The organism is Alkalihalobacillus sp. TS-13, assembly GCF_019720915.1.
Taxonomy (GTDB): domain Bacteria; phylum Bacillota; class Bacilli; order Bacillales; family Fictibacillaceae; genus Pseudalkalibacillus.
On the sequence record NZ_JAHKSI010000002.1, the window covers coordinates 463,351 to 478,470 of the forward strand.

The 15,120-nt window shown below is 36.9% G+C and carries 13 protein-coding genes and 2 pseudogenes; 4 read left to right on the forward strand and 11 right to left on the reverse strand.

Annotation, left to right across the window (positions count from 1 at the left end; all coding sequences use genetic code 11):
- Window positions 1–4: 4 nt before the first annotated feature.
- The 4 genes from KOL94_RS19025 to KOL94_RS19040 all read left to right on the forward strand — a co-directional run bounded on the left by KOL94_RS19025 (window position 5) and on the right by KOL94_RS19040 (window position 3,503).
- The gene (locus KOL94_RS19025) at window positions 5–907 is read left to right on the forward strand and encodes a carbohydrate ABC transporter permease (RefSeq protein WP_221568267.1); all 903 of its coding nucleotides are present in this window, start codon (window positions 5–7) and stop codon (window positions 905–907) included.
- Window positions 908–923: 16 nt separating this feature from the next.
- Window positions 924–1,736 carry a carbohydrate ABC transporter permease gene (locus KOL94_RS19030; protein ID WP_221568225.1) on the forward strand — a complete coding sequence of 271 codons (813 nt, stop codon included), beginning with the start codon at window positions 924–926 and terminating at the stop codon, window positions 1,734–1,736.
- A gap of 11 nt (window positions 1,737–1,747) precedes the next feature.
- Window positions 1,748–2,491 carry an MBL fold metallo-hydrolase gene (locus KOL94_RS19035; protein WP_221568226.1) on the forward strand — a complete coding sequence of 248 codons (744 nt, stop codon included), beginning with the start codon at window positions 1,748–1,750 and terminating at the stop codon, window positions 2,489–2,491.
- Between the two features lie 226 nt (window positions 2,492–2,717).
- A complete protein-coding gene (locus KOL94_RS19040) occupies window positions 2,718–3,503 on the forward strand; it encodes an HAD-IIA family hydrolase (RefSeq protein WP_221568227.1) in 786 nt (261 codons plus the stop codon).
- 520 nt (window positions 3,504–4,023) lie between these two features.
- On the opposite strand, the gene KOL94_RS19045 is transcribed toward KOL94_RS19040, so the two are convergent.
- From KOL94_RS19045 to KOL94_RS19095, 11 genes and pseudogenes are all read right to left on the reverse strand, one after another.
- On the reverse strand, window positions 4,024–4,620 hold the full coding sequence (locus KOL94_RS19045) for a class I SAM-dependent methyltransferase (protein ID WP_221568228.1): 597 nt from the start codon (window positions 4,618–4,620) through the stop codon (window positions 4,024–4,026).
- Window positions 4,621–4,948: 328 nt separating this feature from the next.
- Window positions 4,949–5,488, reverse strand: a complete 540-nt coding sequence (locus KOL94_RS19050; protein WP_221568229.1) for a bifunctional transcriptional activator/DNA repair enzyme AdaA — start codon at window positions 5,486–5,488, stop codon at window positions 4,949–4,951.
- Window positions 5,463–6,791, reverse strand: a complete 1,329-nt coding sequence (locus tag KOL94_RS19055) for an APC family permease (RefSeq protein WP_221568268.1) — start codon at window positions 6,789–6,791, stop codon at window positions 5,463–5,465. The genes KOL94_RS19050 and KOL94_RS19055 overlap by 26 nt, the downstream gene beginning before the upstream one ends.
- 190 nt (window positions 6,792–6,981) lie before the next feature.
- A pseudogene (locus KOL94_RS19060) lies at window positions 6,982–7,555 on the reverse strand (suppressor of fused domain protein).
- A gap of 99 nt (window positions 7,556–7,654) precedes the next feature.
- Window positions 7,655–7,780 (reverse strand): hypothetical protein, encoded by a 126-nt coding sequence (locus tag KOL94_RS25815; protein ID WP_369010067.1) that lies wholly within the window; start codon window positions 7,778–7,780, stop codon window positions 7,655–7,657.
- A 41-nt stretch (window positions 7,781–7,821) separates the two neighbouring features.
- Window positions 7,822–8,777: pseudogene (locus tag KOL94_RS19070) on the reverse strand (carbohydrate kinase family protein).
- A gap of 26 nt (window positions 8,778–8,803) precedes the next feature.
- Window positions 8,804–10,258: a glycoside hydrolase family 32 protein gene (locus KOL94_RS19075; protein WP_221568230.1), complete on the reverse strand. Its 1,455-nt coding sequence runs from the start codon at window positions 10,256–10,258 to the stop codon at window positions 8,804–8,806.
- A gap of 120 nt (window positions 10,259–10,378) precedes the next feature.
- Window positions 10,379–11,221: a carbohydrate ABC transporter permease gene (locus KOL94_RS19080; RefSeq protein WP_221568231.1), complete on the reverse strand. Its 843-nt coding sequence runs from the start codon at window positions 11,219–11,221 to the stop codon at window positions 10,379–10,381.
- Between the two features lie 2 nt (window positions 11,222–11,223).
- Window positions 11,224–12,099: a carbohydrate ABC transporter permease gene (locus KOL94_RS19085; RefSeq protein WP_221568232.1), complete on the reverse strand. Its 876-nt coding sequence runs from the start codon at window positions 12,097–12,099 to the stop codon at window positions 11,224–11,226.
- 62 nt (window positions 12,100–12,161) lie between these two features.
- On the reverse strand, window positions 12,162–13,442 hold the full coding sequence (locus KOL94_RS19090; RefSeq protein WP_221568233.1) for an ABC transporter substrate-binding protein: 1,281 nt from the start codon (window positions 13,440–13,442) through the stop codon (window positions 12,162–12,164).
- Between the two features lie 231 nt (window positions 13,443–13,673).
- Window positions 13,674–14,645, reverse strand: coding sequence for a LacI family DNA-binding transcriptional regulator (locus KOL94_RS19095; RefSeq protein WP_221568234.1), 972 nt, complete (start codon window positions 14,643–14,645; stop codon window positions 13,674–13,676).
- Window positions 14,646–15,120 lie beyond the last annotated feature (475 nt).

Genomic DNA, 15,120 nt, shown 5'->3' on the forward strand with positions numbered 1-15,120 from the left:
ACCGATGGCTATCAAACAAAATGCGCCCAGGAGAAAACTCAGTTTCAGCTTCAAGCAGAATATGTTCGCCTATTTACTTTTGTTCCCATCATTTATCTTCCTATCATTGTTCACCTTTTATCCAACGCTTAAATCGATACATTTAAGCTTTTACAGCGGTCCGATGACACGTCTTCAATACTCTGGTCTCGAGCAATATAAAGAGGTTTTCACGGATGATATTTTCAGGAAGGTCATGTTGAACAACATCATCTTCGTGATCGGTACCGTTCCAACAAGTTTATTCCTGGCCATGTATTTAGCGATTTGGCTGAATAAAAAGATGGCCGGCAGTGCCTTGCTGAGAACGTCATTCTTTTACCCTACCGTAATTCCGCTTATCGCCGTGGCGAATATCTGGCTGTTCATCTACACTCCCCAATACGGCTTATTGGAAAAATTCTTGAATGCCTTTGGCGCGGATGGATCCAACTGGTTAGGAAGCCAAAGTACAGTAATGATAGCGATGATCATCATGATCATATGGAAAGATACCGGGTTCTTTATGATTTTTTATTTAGCTGGTTTGCAAAATTTGCCGAAAGATGTTTATGAAGCAGCCATGATTGAAGGAGCAAAGCCATTTCAAATTTTCCGGCATATCACCTTTCCTTTACTGATGCCGACAACACTGTTTGTCATGATCGTGGCGATCACAAATGCGTTCAAAAACGTAGACCATCTCTACATCATGACCAAAGGCGGGCCCGATAATGCTAGTAATTTATTACTCTACCATATTTACGAGGTCGCCTTTACGAATTGGGATCTTGGAAAGGCCGCTGTCTTGACCGTGGTATTGATTATCGTTCTTTTAGGCGTAACTGCTTTCAATTATTTATTCCTGGATAAGAAAATCCATTACTGAGGGAGGAGGGCTTCCATTGTATAAAAGAATAAATTATTCAATCATCATCATTTTAGGCATCGTATTCTTCATTCCATTGTTATGGGTTTTCATAACCTCATTTTCCACGAGTAAAGAAGTGATAGGCAGCTCCTTCCCACTCTGGGTATCCAATCCTACTATCCAGAACTACATAGATGCGTGGAATGCTGCTCCTTTCCTGACATATTATTTCAATACGTTCGTAATTGTATTTGGCATCTTGATTGTTCAGATATTTACAATCACCCTTGCCGCTTATGCATTTGCGCGAGTGAATTTCAGAGGAAAAAATGTGTTGTTCATCTTATTCTTGCTCCAATTGATGATTCAGCCGGAAATTTTGTTGTTTCCAAACTATCAAGTTATGAGTCAATTAGGATTGGTCGATTCGAAACTAGCTGTGATGCTCCCATACTGGGCTTCAGCCTTTGGTGTGTTTTTATTAAGACAAACCTTCAAACAGGTCCCATTCGATCTGGACGAGGCTTCAAAAATCGATGGATGCAAATGGTGGCAAACGTTATGGCATGTTTATGTCCCATCCGCTAAACCAACCTATATTGCCTTCGCACTGGTTTCTGTCAGCCATCATTGGAGCAACTTCATGTGGCCGTTAATTATTACAAACTCTGATGAAAACCGTCCATTGACCGTAGGATTAGCTAAATTCGCGCAATCCTATGAAACAGGAGCTCAATGGGGGATGGTGACTGCCGGGACAGTCATGGTCATCTTACCTTTATTGATTGCGTTTTTCATCTTCCAAAAGCAATTCGTGTCCAGTTTCATGCACTCTGGAATCAAATAGGTGGTGTTTAAATGGAGATTCATTTTCTAGGTACCGGGAGTGCCTATCCTGGCAAAGGACGGGATAATACCTCCCTTTGCCTTTCTAATAAGAATTACCAGGTGTTGATTGATGTTAGTGGCAATCCTTGCAGAAAGTTGAAAGAGATAAATATCGGTTTGGAAGAGCTTGATTCTGTCATATTCACACATTTTCATATCGACCATATCTATGGGCTCCCTTCCCTATTATGGGGAATGTGGCTTGAAGGACGACAGAAGCCATTGTCGATCTATTGTGATGATAGGAATGAGGAGAAGCTCAACCAGTGGTTGGACACGATGGCTGTCGATGATTGGGGGATAGATTTTCCGATCCATGTGAATACCTTCAATGGTGATCATGTTGAAGAGATGATCACGGGTGAAAATTTGCTTATTTCCTGTTTTCCAGCACTTCATTCTGTTCCTACCATCGGATTAGAAATAAAATCTGCTGGAAAAACAATCGTTTATTCAGGAGACAGTGAGGTAAATTCACACATCCAGGCATATGAATATATCGATGTGTTGATTCATGAAACGACATCCGCTAAAGAAATCGATCCTAACCATACCAGCTTACCAGAAATCGTTGATTACTATAATCTTGATTCCATTGGCAGAGTGATATTGGTTCATCTTAGCGATGGAGAACCGTATGATGATGAGCTCTCACGACTGAATATTAGATGTAAGGTCGAAAAAGCTGAAGAGATGATGTGTATTAAGTTATAAGCTGTGTTAGTTCTTATTATTGTTCTGATCCGCGAGCTTTTCCCGTTAGGAGTATCGCAAATTTCGCTTATAATCAACAAAGTCCCTTTAACAGAGCTAAATTATAAAAAGAATACCATGCAAGGTTAGAGAACTGGAGAATCCCTTGGGCAATGAATGATCCAATTTCAGAATTGGGTTATTTTGTGAAGCTCAAGGGATTATTTTATTGATAACGGAGGATGAGATGAGAGAAATCAAAGGATATATTTTTGATTTGGATGGAACGATCTACCTTGGTAAACAGTTGATAAAAGCCGCTGATAAAGTAATTCAAACCCTTCAACAAGAAGGAAAGCAAATCTTGTTTCTCACAAATAAAACAATCGAATCCAGACAGAAATACGTAGAAAAGCTAAAAAACTTCAATATTGATGTGACGGTGGACAATATTTTGAATCCTACCGTCACATTGATTAACTACCTGAATAACAACCACCCAGACTCGAAACTTTATATCATAGGTGAACAGATCATTAAAGATGAAATCAAGCTTGCAGGGTTTCCAATCGCACTTACACCTGAAGAGACCGATATTGTGATTCTCTCTTGGGATCGGGATTTTCATTATGATCATTTGAACTTTGCTTATCAATCCGTAAAAAATGGAGCCAGGACGATTGCAACCAACCCTGATAGAACGTGTCCAGTTGAATTTGGTGAGGTGCCGGATTGCGCAGGAATGATCGGAGCTTTGGAAGGCGTGACAGGAAGGAACATTGATTTACAGATAGGAAAACCATCTGTAATAACCGTTGAAGCTGCAATCGATATCCTCAAGTTATCTCCGGATCAGTGTGTTGTGATCGGAGACCGGCTTGAAACGGATATCCGGATGGGAATCGAGGCTGGGATGAAAACCGTACTTGTCCTTTCTGGCGTTACTCGTGCACAAGATGTTCCACAATCAGATTGGCAACCGGATCATGTATTTTCATCCGTAAAAGGGTTATTGTTCAATAAAGTTCTTTAAGCGATAGTTGTTATCATTTAAAAAAGAGAGCGGGTTCTGTTTTGAGGTAAAATCGGATTTCGCAGTCAAATCACACGTTTTTCAAAGACAGAGTTGCATATATTGTTGATTTCTGCGAAATTCACTCCCTTTCCGCAGGCACAAGAAAAGCGGAAGCTACCCGTCTAGTCACGCAGGTCACTGGAGGACTGACGATGAGGCATTTCCGCCGCAGGAAGTGTGAAGTGATCCAAGTGACTGGTCGCTTGAGCTAGTCATCACTTCATTGCATTTACCTACTTCCACAAGCCTCCTCACTTGGACAGGATGTCAACACAAAAATGAAATCATTTTCGTGTCTGCGATGAGAATTCTAAGAAGCTTTCCTTATGCTGGCTTCGACGTTCACCACAGGATGGGGTGGTTGTTAGTCGAAAATCTTTTTAAATGAGTGGGGTCTCGCCTGGACCGCTATTCCCGCAGGAGTGTCGTAAATTTCCGCTTAAAAATCAATTAAATATGAGTATATAAGAAAAAGAAATCACTTTATACTACTGGATAAAAACATTGAGGCATCTTGATTCATAAAAATACGATTTCCATGATAGAATGTCTTAATTTCAATTGATTTAAATCCAACTTCGGATAATCTTTCTTTCAGTTCTTCATGCGAAAAACCGTTATGAACTTTAGGATGATTTATTTTATCGTTTTTGTCAAAATCAATAATAATTAGCTTGCCACCATTATTTAAAATGTTGAACAATTCTTGTAAAATTTTTTTAGTATCCGGAATATGAAGAAGGACTAGTGACATTAAAACTATGTCTGCCTTAAGTTCAGGAGTTTCTTGAGTAAAATCTGAATAAAGTACTTTTGAGTTGGTAATTCCTTTGTGAGAAATTTTGGCTTTCGCAACCTCCAACATTTGTTTTGATGAATCTACCAACAAAATAGAATCTACTAAATCTGATAATTCTAAACTAATTAGACCAGTACCACTCCCATAGTCTATCAAAGATTTTGATTTACTATTGCGTAATTCTGGTCTTACTTCCTTAACTATAACTTTAGCTAATTCAATTCTTTCTTCTGTATCATATCTTTTGGCCATCTGTTCAAAAACGTTATTTTCCATATTCCACTCCCCTATTTATTAAAAATTAAAGCTACATAGTGGGCATTGTAGTAAAAATCAAACCCCTAAGGCACGATTCTCCCCTTTAAACCCTTTCGTATAGAACCCGGTGGGCTAGGAAAGTCTACATAAACAATCTCGTATATTCCTTTCTTATCGAAGCAAATGTTAGATGACCTAAGTATAATATGCTCCTCTGCTTATGTCATTTGTTGTTCCGCTAAACTGCCCAATTCTTCGATAAGAGAAAGGCGATCACCTTGTGTAGGTATCGCCAACATTTGTTAAACATCAATTTTCTTTATTTGGTTCATTTTCTTTATTTGGTTCATTTTCTATTATTTAATCTATATTCTTTAGGTGAACTATTGGTAACCCTTTTGAATGCTTTGTAAAAGCTTGATAGCGTTTCATATCCTACCATATAGGCTATTTCTATGCTGGTTAATGATGTTGTAGATAACAAGGTCATCGACTTGTGTATTCTCATTTTCTCAATATACATATGAGGAGTTATTCCTGTTTTGGTCCTAAAAATACGATTTAAATAAAATGGACTTACTCCGACCTTATATGCTAAATCCTTCAAATGTAATTTTTCATCGTAATACTGATGTATGATATTAACTGCTATTTCAACAATCTCTTTTTGGGAATCATAGTCCTCTGTTTGAAGATTAGGTCTACACCTTTTACACGGTCGAAATCCACTACTTAAAGCATCATTGGCGCTTTCAAAAAATACAATGTTTTCGAATTTAGGTGCTTTAGATTTACATGACGGGCGACAAAATATACCAGTCGTTTTTACTGCATAGAAGAAAGTACCATCATAGTTCGCATCACACACTATTGTGGCTTCCAACATTTTTTCGGTCGTAAGTTTTTTTGGCGTCTCCATCAAGGGTTAACCTTCCTTTTCGGGACAAAATTTGCTTTTTCAGAAGCATGTATCCTGTATACAAGCCCATAATAATGATTGGAACAAAAATATATAGTTTAAAAAACGGTAGCACAAGTACACATAGGATTAAAGCAATGAATGAACAAATCCAAGGAACTGATCCTTTTTTAAGTAATTTTATTCCTGCTGCCATTGACAAAATGTAAACAAGAATACCGAGTGAAGTAGGAATGAACAAAATGTCATTGAATGTCATTGACAAAAGCGATGTAGTAATAACACCAGCTGTAGCAAAGAAAATCACAAAAATAATCATCCGCCTTGGAATCTGAGTGGGCGAGTGTAACTGGGATAACTTTTTCGGAAAAGCTCCATCTCTGCCTAATGAAAATCCAAGTTGTGATAGACTCGCAACAAATGCATTAGAAGTACCTGCACAAATAAGGAAAGCTAAAACCGCTGTTATCACCTTCGCACCCATTCCTAATTCATTTCCAATTATAACACCAATCGGAGATAGATCGCCTTCTACGAATCCATATGTTGCTGTTCCAATGGTAACGATACTTAAGGCTATGAACAGTACCCCAATGATAATTGCACTGACAAGGGTACTATTTACAATATCCTTCTCCGGCTTTTTAAAATTATTGGCAAGGTTACATATTGCCTCCCATCCAAAAAAAGCCCAAAAAATTACGGTTATTGCGGTCCCGATTGAAGTCCAGCCATTTGGAACAAATGGAGTGAAATTTACCAATTGGATTTTGGGTAAGGAAACAATCACCGTTATCAGTAATAAACCTAGTAGACAAGAGCTGAGAATCACTGCTACCTTACCGCTAACTTCAACACCAGAATAATTTGATATCCCGGCAATTAAAAGGATCAGAATCGCTATGAATGTGTTTTCTAAACCAGACAACCCGAATGCATCGCTTATATAAAAAGCACCTGTTAATGAAACAATTGTCTGTCCAACAGCAGCGGTAACAAAATAGAACCATCCCACAATATTCCCCATATGATAGCCAAATGACTTTCTTACGAAGGTTGCTGCTCCTCCTGCATCAGGAAATTCACGTGCTAGATTAGCAAATGAATAAGCCAGTGGAAAACTGATAATGATTACAATCAACCAAGATAATAACGATGCAGGTCCTGCAATCGAGGCTGTAACGCCGGATAAAAAAAGGACCCCTGAACCTAAAATGGCAGCAACATACAAAGCAACTGCTTCATATAATCCAATTGTTTTTCTCTCCATATGATCACCAACCTTCACCACCATTCTATCAAGCTAATATTGTTACTTTCATTTCTTATCTTGCTGTTTAATTCTTTAGTACAGTAATAATAAATTTAAAAGGTGCACTTTAACGATAAAGTGCACCGATTTTTTCACAGGACATCTATTCACTTACCTCGTAATTGCCTCCGTTAACGCAATAAGAATTTTACAAGATTGATTGTCGTCCCAAGTTAAAAACATTTATTTGTGCTTGTTCAAAAAGTTCCTCTAATGCTTCAAATCCCTGTTCATCAGCATAATTTTTTTCAGCTTCAGATATGGGAACTGCCATTAACTAAGCCACTTTTTTTCTTTCAAAATCTAATGTCGTTAATTCCTCTTCCCAAAATAAATGGAGATACGAATAAAATATGTCTCATTGGACTGTTTGGTAAATACATACTAATAACATCTTTAAAAATACTACCAAGGGAACACTCAAATTTAGAGTTAATAATGTTGAAAGCACAAGTGGCTAATACATTAGGGAAACAATCAAAACCACTCGCTCCAACAATTTCAATTCTCAATGGTAAAGACCCGTCTTCATATCCAATTGAATAATCCGATAAACCAAGAGTGGACATTGAAATTACATCATCGAACTCTCTGGACTTTACATTGAGAATATCAATAGAGCTTGTATGATTATCGTCCCAATATTTATAAACGCTTGGATTGTCACCAAATGCTTTAAGAGCCGTTTGTGCAATGCGTTTATTTTCTTCTGATATACTCAACCCAAGACCTCATTTCTTTCAGATTTACCAATAACTTTTCCAATTCCTTATTAAACAATCCTGCCCACTTCTTGAGTATCTATGGATCCAGTTGCTTATTCAGCAAGTGCCCCCTCGTATGGAGAACAAATATTTAATAATTAGTGGTATGACCTTAACCAAAACAAACCCAATAAAGGCTCCGATTATATTTAAAATAATGTCATCGATATCACATACACCCAACTGAGTTATATATTGTATAACTTCAAAAAAAAAACTTATAATTATAATATTTCTTCATATGTTGGGATTGCAGAAATAGCCCCTATTTTTGTACATACCTTCGCCCCAACTTTATTGCTAAACGTAGTTATTTCTTTGATCTGTTCAAAATCCCTGATAAATTGATCAAGTTTTTCTTCGTGTGCTAACTTATAAAGCATAGCACCAACAAAGGCATCTCCAGACCAGTTGAATCTATTGATTCTACTTCTATGCTGGGGATAGTTTCTTGCTGAAAGCCATTCGATATCAATGTTCCGTGTTTTCCTAATGTTACCGCTACTAAACCCACTCCCAGTTGATGGAGTGCCGTTACACCTTTGGTTAATTTACTCATCCCTGTTATTATTCTAAGCTCTTCCTCACTGACTTTAACGAAATTAGCCATAGAAATTCCTAGATGAGCGAGCTCTACAAAATCTGATTCTCTATTTTTCCAAAGATCCGAACGATAATTTGGGTCGAAAGAAGTAAAACGTCCATCTTTTTTTGACTGCCTCATCATATCTAAATATGTGGATTGAAAGGGATCTTCCAATAGAGCTGTAGCAGAGCCAAAATGAAGAATACGTGCGTTTTTCAACTTGTTTTGATTCATTTCTTCTTTAGTTAAAAAAGCATCTGCCCCTCGTTTGAATACAAAATCCCTTTCGCCACTTTCTTTCAATGATACAAAAGCTAATGTAGTTCGGTTCTTATTATCAAATATAATCATAGAGGTATCTATTTTTAATTCAGCGAGTGTGTTTTTCAAAAAAAGACCAAAAGGGTCATCTCCAACTTTCCCACTGAATGCAGCAGTGCCCCCTAACTTTACAATGGTTGCACATACGTTGGCAGGTGCCCCTCCTGCCTGTTTTTCGAAGGTTGTCCCCTTGACTAGGTCGGTTCCGACATTTGTACAAAAGAAGTCGATTAACAATTCCCCTATACATATGACTGAGGAGTTTGAGTTCATTTATCTGCCTCCTTATTTACTATATTTTACTTGAGCGGGGTGGATATATAGCTATTTGTAAACCTGACTTTTCCATTGGAAGAGTAAACGGAAATAGCTTCACAAGCTTGATCAGGGTAGATTAAGCTTGTTAGAGCATATTCCCCTCTATTGATAAACAGTTCAATAGACGAAGAGTCTAATACCATACGCAATTGTATTTCGTCAGTATTTTCCAGCTCCACCATCTGGTCATGGGAAAAATTATCCGAGAAATCAACAATCCCTGATTTACTACGATCTAATTTCAAAATCTTCTCTATAGAGTCGATGTCAATGGTCGTCATATGTTCTTTCGTATGATGCAGGATAAGACTAAATTGATTTGCATCCAGCATTTCAATATTCAGTACCACTTCTATATAAGGTTTATTAACTTGATATGTTTTCAATCCATCTTCATTTTCAATTATGCCGTTGATTTCTATTTCTTTGGATAAAAAGTATTCGAGTTCCTTTACTGGATGTTGAATGAGTTTACAGACATCTCCACTTTTTCGAAGAGAAAGTTGCCTGGGCAGCGTCATTTGACTTCTCCACCCTTCTGTTGGAACTTGATTCGCATAGCGCCAATTACTCATCCATCCAATGTAAATACGTCTCCCATCTTCTTTAGGAATGTCAGAAAAACTAACCCCTGCATAATTGTCTTTTCCAAAATCCAGCCAATTAATTGACTCATTCTCTGCAATAAATGTAGAACCATTAAAAGAACCTATAAAGTATTGTGTTTGAGAACCTATATCATATTGAGTGTTGTCTCCAACACTCACAATCAATACCCATCTTTGTTCATTACTGTTTTCTACTTTTAATGGAAATAGATCCGGACATTCCCATACCCCATCATGAACACCGATATTATTTCCAAACTCACTTTCAAACTGCCAATCTATCAAATTCGGTGAAGAATAAAAAGAGATAGTCTGACCAGTAGCTACAACCATTATCCACTTATCTGCTTCTTCATACCAAAATACCTTAGGATCCCTGAAATCTATTTTTGTGTCATTTATAAGTACTGGATTCCCTTCATACTTCGTCCATGTTCTCCCTTGGTCGTGGCTAAAAGCTAAACTTTGGGTTTGAACTGGCGGTAGTTCTTCGCCATTCTCAAGATGATGTGTAAAAATAGCTACTACCCCCGGTTCATCTGGAAAAAAACCGGTTGTATTATTCCAATCTACAATTGCACTCCCAGAGAAAATCATTCCAAATTCATCTGGATATAAGGCTATATCAAGTTCTTCCCATTTAATCATATTTTTACTGACTGCGTGGCCCCAATGCATTGGACCCCATACACTGTCATTTGGGTGATATTGAAAAAATAAATGATACTCTCCTTTGAAATAAACTAACCCATTCGGATCGTTCATCCAATTTCTTTTTGGTGCAAAGTGTAGATGTGGTCTGTATTTCTTTAAATTATTAGTTGTCATATTTAGGGTCCTCCATTTGTATGAAACATATCTAGATGTTATATTCTTCTTTTTTCCTCGTATACATTGAAATCAATGGTTTCATAAGATAACTACAATAGCTTCCTAAACTCATTATTGTTATTTAATTCCTGTTCCTGATCCCCCTAATCCCTGAAGCAAGTATTTCTGAGCCACGATATAAACGATAATCAATGGTATTGTGGATAGAGTAAGAATCGCCATAACCTGATTAGTGTAAACAGGTGGAGTTGAATTGATGTTGGTAATAGCTACTTGGAGTGGAAACTTATCCGTATCTGTTAAAACCATCAAAGGCCATAAGTAATCATTCCAACTGGCAATGAAAGATAACGTTCCAACCGTCGCAATAGCGGGTTTTGACATTGGGAGAATTATACGCCAAAAGATTATCCAGTAGTTTGCGCCATCTAATTTGACTGATTCTATGACTTCTTCTGGTACTGCCTTGAAGAAGTTTCTAAACAAATAGATATAGAGCATATTTGCAATCATGGGAAGTACAACTGCCAATCTGGTGTTTACAATCCCTAAGTCATAGGCGACTGTAAACTGAGTAATAATCAATGTTTCAACTGGAACAATCAATAAAGTTATTAGCAAACCAAATATTAACTTTTTGCCTACAAAATTAAATTTTGCAAAGGCATATCCAGCCATAGCGTTTACAATAATAGAGCCAATTGTTACCACTACAGCGTATATGAGGCTGTTTAACACATACTTCAGGACATTGAATCTTGAGAATAATTTTTGATAGGTTTCAAACCATTCTGAAAGATTCATAGCTGGGAGAAGAGATTGAATACTTCCCATATCCATATAAATATCAGCTTCGGGCTTCATAGAAGAAGCAATCATCCAAATCATTGGAAAGATAAAAATACTAGCTAAAAAAATCAAAAATAGATATTCCGCGATTTTCTTTATTGATTTTTTCATTATTACGCTTCCTCCCTCGATAATTTACTTTGAATCAAGGTTACAATCCCAATCACGATTCCAAAAACAACAGTCATAGCACTTGCGTATCCAATCAGCCGATCCGAAAATCCGGATTGATAAATATAATAGACCGGAGTCATAGTAGAATTCATCGGTCCACCTTGGGTCATGACCATTGGTTGAATGATCAATTTAAAAGCGGCAATAAAAGTTGTAATAAGAATTAAAATAGATGTGGGTTTCAACAAGGGAAGCGTAATATGAATAAAATTCTGCCATTTATTCGCACCATCAATTTTACTGGCTTCATACACACTTGAAGGTATGTTTTGTAAACCAGCAAGAAAAATTAACATTTGATACCCCGCACCTTGCCAGGCGGACACGAAAACAATCGTATATATAGCTTGATCTGGACTTTTTAAAAATGGCTGTGGATCAACCCCTACTTTTGCTAACAGGACATTGATTAAACCCTCAGATGGATTCAATAAATATAACCAAAGAACTGAAATGACGACTAGAGATAGCACAACTGGAGCAAAAAAGGCTACTTTAAAGAAGATGTTTCCTCTTCTTCGTTTATTAATTAATAAAGCCATTCCAAGTGCTGCACCTACTTGGACAGGTATGACACAGGCGACAAATATAATGATATTCTTTAGGCTTTGCATAAAGACTGTATCGTTAAATATTTGAATGAAATTTTCCAGACCAATAAACTGTTTATCGTCAGGAGTCAATAGATAATAGTCTGTAAACGCGTAATAAATAGCCATCAACGCAGGTAGGATAAAAAACAGACCCATTAATATTAAAGCTGGAGTTAAAAATGAGTAGGCAGAAAGATTTTCTTTTAAATTGAATTTCCTCATCTTGATGTCTCCTTTTAAAATTAATCCGACTTGGAAATATTCCAAGTCGGATTACCCTTCTTTTATTTTAGAGCTTTGTCAATTTGTGACGCCTTAGTATCCAGCAACTTTTGTATATCTTTATTTTTTTCGTAGTAAGTCAGATCACTGATCGTTTGTTGGAATGTCCTACTTACTTTTGGGTATTCAGGTAAAACTGGTCTAGCATGAGCGGTTTTAGAGTTTTGCTCGATAAGTATTTTCATTTGAGGGGATACTTCATCTTGCACTTCTTTGATTACGGATTTAGATGCTGGCAGTACACTATTTGCTAATGCTATTTCCTTAAGCGGTTCAGTGGATGTCATAAAATCGATCAAAGCCCCAGCTGCTTCCTTCTTATCTGTAGTAGATGACATCGCATATTGCCAGGATCCTGATGGTGAAACAAGTTTATTAGTATCAGGGGAGGTTGGATAAGGCATAACACCATATTCCACATCTGGATAACTGCTTTCCATTTCTGCAATAGTCCAAGAGCCTGTAAATTTCATAGGATATTTTCCAGTTTGAAACCCTTTTTCAACAGGAGTTTTTGTGGTAAACCCTTTTACCACCATATCCTGGATGAAGGTCATGGTTTTTACACTGTTTTCATCATTGTAAACACCCGTTGCTTTCGTTTTATCTTCTGAAACGATTGATCCTCCCTGTGACCACAAAAACGGAGAAAATGCATACATTAACCACTCGCTTTGGTCATTCAAGCCCATATCAATTGCAGGTTGATCATACTTTTTAACAAGAATCTCACAAAGCTCCATGAATTGATTCCAATCCCATGGTTTATCAACTGTAGGTAAAGTAGATAAATCAATGCCCGCATCTTTTAACATTTGCTTATTATAAAAAATACCGACACTTGATTCTGAATATCCTACAGCATACAATTTGTCCTTATATGTCCCTTGTTGGATAATACTTGGTAATAAATCATCTTTATTGCTTATATATTTACCGATTGGAGCAATAATCCTAGCTTTTGCATATGCCGCAGTATTCGGTCCATCTAAAGTTAAGACGTCCGGTAAAGTATTTGTTGTCAATGCGGCGTTAACCTTATCCTCATACCCGCCGCCACTTCCACTCCTAGGAATAAACTCAATTTTGGCTGTATAGTTTCCATCATTTTGCTCATTGAATCGATCGATAATTTTTTGCATTGCTTCACCTTCAGCCGTTTCTTTAGAGGTATGCACCCAAATCGATACTTCATTGGGATCTCCAGATGCTTTTTCATTACTGCAGGCTGCACTTCCTAATACCATGGACGTACAAACAATCAAAAGCATAATTTTTTTCATATTTCTAATTCCTCCCTCTCGAAAATAAAAGTCTCTTAAGCGTCTTGTGTGTTGAAAAGCTAAAAAAAATAAATTTCTCAAAATTAAGAATATTAACATCGGTTATGTAACCGCCTATATTCAAGATGATATGTCAATGGGCTTAATGTGTCAACCGGTTGACATAATTTTTTAAAAAATATATCCCTCCTGAAATATGAATGAAAGAAAGTGCTGTGGGTGATAACCCACTTACTTTCTTGTTGTCTCACTTTCGATTAATCTTACAGGTAAGATGGTTTCTGGATGAATGTCATCATCTTCCTTATTGATTTGATTCATTAGAATTTCCAAAGCCTTGGTTGCAATTTCCTTTATAGGTTGTTCGACTGTACTTAATTCCGGAAGTAATAATTTCGTTGTCTCCGTTCCGTCATAACCTATGATTTTGAGATTTTCCGGAATTTTAATATTCCTATTTTTAGCCTCTCTAATCACATGGGAAGCGATTATATCGTCACTCGCAAAAATACCTTCAACATTAGGATTCTCTTCAAATAATCGAGGAAAAATACTATTATCCAATACATATTCATAAGTAAGAGGTTTCAATTGATTAGCTTTCATTACATCTTCATACGCTTTCCTTCTCAAGTTTGCAGGAGTCTCTAAAGAAAGCGGTCCATTTATATGAATGATGTTTTTGCACCCTTTATCAATCAACAATTGGGTTGCCAGCTTTCCACCATCGTAATTATCACTTGAAACAACAGGAATCTTTTCTGATAAATAACGATCGATTCCCACAACAGGCAGCGTGGGGTCCTCATATTCTTTGATACCTTTATTATGTGCACCAGCGATTATCCCATCTACTTGATTTCTTTGAAGCATTTTCAAATAGCTCTTTTCTTTATCTTCTCTTCCTTGGCTATTACATAGTAACACCTTATATCCAAGAGACGCAGCAATATTCTCTAAATGAAAAATAAGCTGCCCATAAAAAGGATTATTAGTCGTAGGGAAAATCAAACCAATTAAGAAAGTTTTTTTTATGAAAAGTGATCTTGCGATTTCATTAGGATAATAATTTATTTGTTCCATTGCTCTGTACACTTTTTCTCTCGTTTTTTCACCGATGTACCCACGATTATTCAGTACTCTAGAAACAGTGGTTGGGGAAACACCAGCAACTTTGGCAACGTCTTCAATTTTCGGTTTCAAAGTAGAATTCTCCTTTATATCTTCTTTAATGTATCATTCAATAAATTCCAGTTAATTATTTTACCATATTCTTAACCAGAAGTGGGAAAGGATCACCTTGATGATAACGTCAATATACCAGAAAAAAAGACCCCCATGATTCATTGCTCAGAATAGGTTGTTGATCAATGAAATCGGGAGCAGTTTACCCTGAACACAAGCCCAGTCTGTGTTAGAATCCTTTTTCAAGAAGCTACCTACTTTCATTCGGAACTCGGTCGAAGGTGAACGAGCAGATTAGCGATAGTGAAATATCACGTATCCTTTACACAACAATGGGTCCGAATGCTGATATATAATACTAATTATCTCCCTCTATAAAGAAAGGGTAATCTTTGGATTTCTTTAGATTTCTTAAGTTTTTATAGTGGTTCATTATTAATAGTGGTTTGAATCATGGGATTAAGTTGTATTAATGGACAATTTTGGAGTTTGA

Bases quoted from the DNA above. Each gene is read 5' to 3' on its own strand.
- KOL94_RS19085 (WP_221568232.1), bottom strand. From the start codon at position 12,099: ATGAGGAAATTCAATTTAAAAGAAAATCTTTCTGCCTACTCATTTTTA.
- KOL94_RS19045 (WP_221568228.1), bottom strand. From the start codon at position 4,620: ATGGAAAATAACGTTTTTGAACAGATGGCCAAAAGATATGATACAGAA.
- KOL94_RS19090 (WP_221568233.1), bottom strand. From the start codon at position 13,442: ATGAAAAAAATTATGCTTTTGATTGTTTGTACGTCCATGGTATTAGGA.
- KOL94_RS19080 (WP_221568231.1), bottom strand. From the start codon at position 11,221: ATGAAAAAATCAATAAAGAAAATCGCGGAATATCTATTTTTGATTTTT.
- KOL94_RS19035 (WP_221568226.1), top strand. From the start codon at position 1,748: ATGGAGATTCATTTTCTAGGTACCGGGAGTGCCTATCCTGGCAAAGGA.
- KOL94_RS19040 (WP_221568227.1), top strand. From the start codon at position 2,718: ATGAGAGAAATCAAAGGATATATTTTTGATTTGGATGGAACGATCTAC.
- KOL94_RS19050 (WP_221568229.1), bottom strand. From the start codon at position 5,488: ATGTTGGAAGCCACAATAGTGTGTGATGCGAACTATGATGGTACTTTC.
- KOL94_RS19075 (WP_221568230.1), bottom strand. From the start codon at position 10,258: ATGACAACTAATAATTTAAAGAAATACAGACCACATCTACACTTTGCA.
- KOL94_RS19025 (WP_221568267.1), top strand. From the start codon at position 5: ATGGCTATCAAACAAAATGCGCCCAGGAGAAAACTCAGTTTCAGCTTC.
- KOL94_RS19055 (WP_221568268.1), bottom strand. From the start codon at position 6,791: ATGGAGAGAAAAACAATTGGATTATATGAAGCAGTTGCTTTGTATGTT.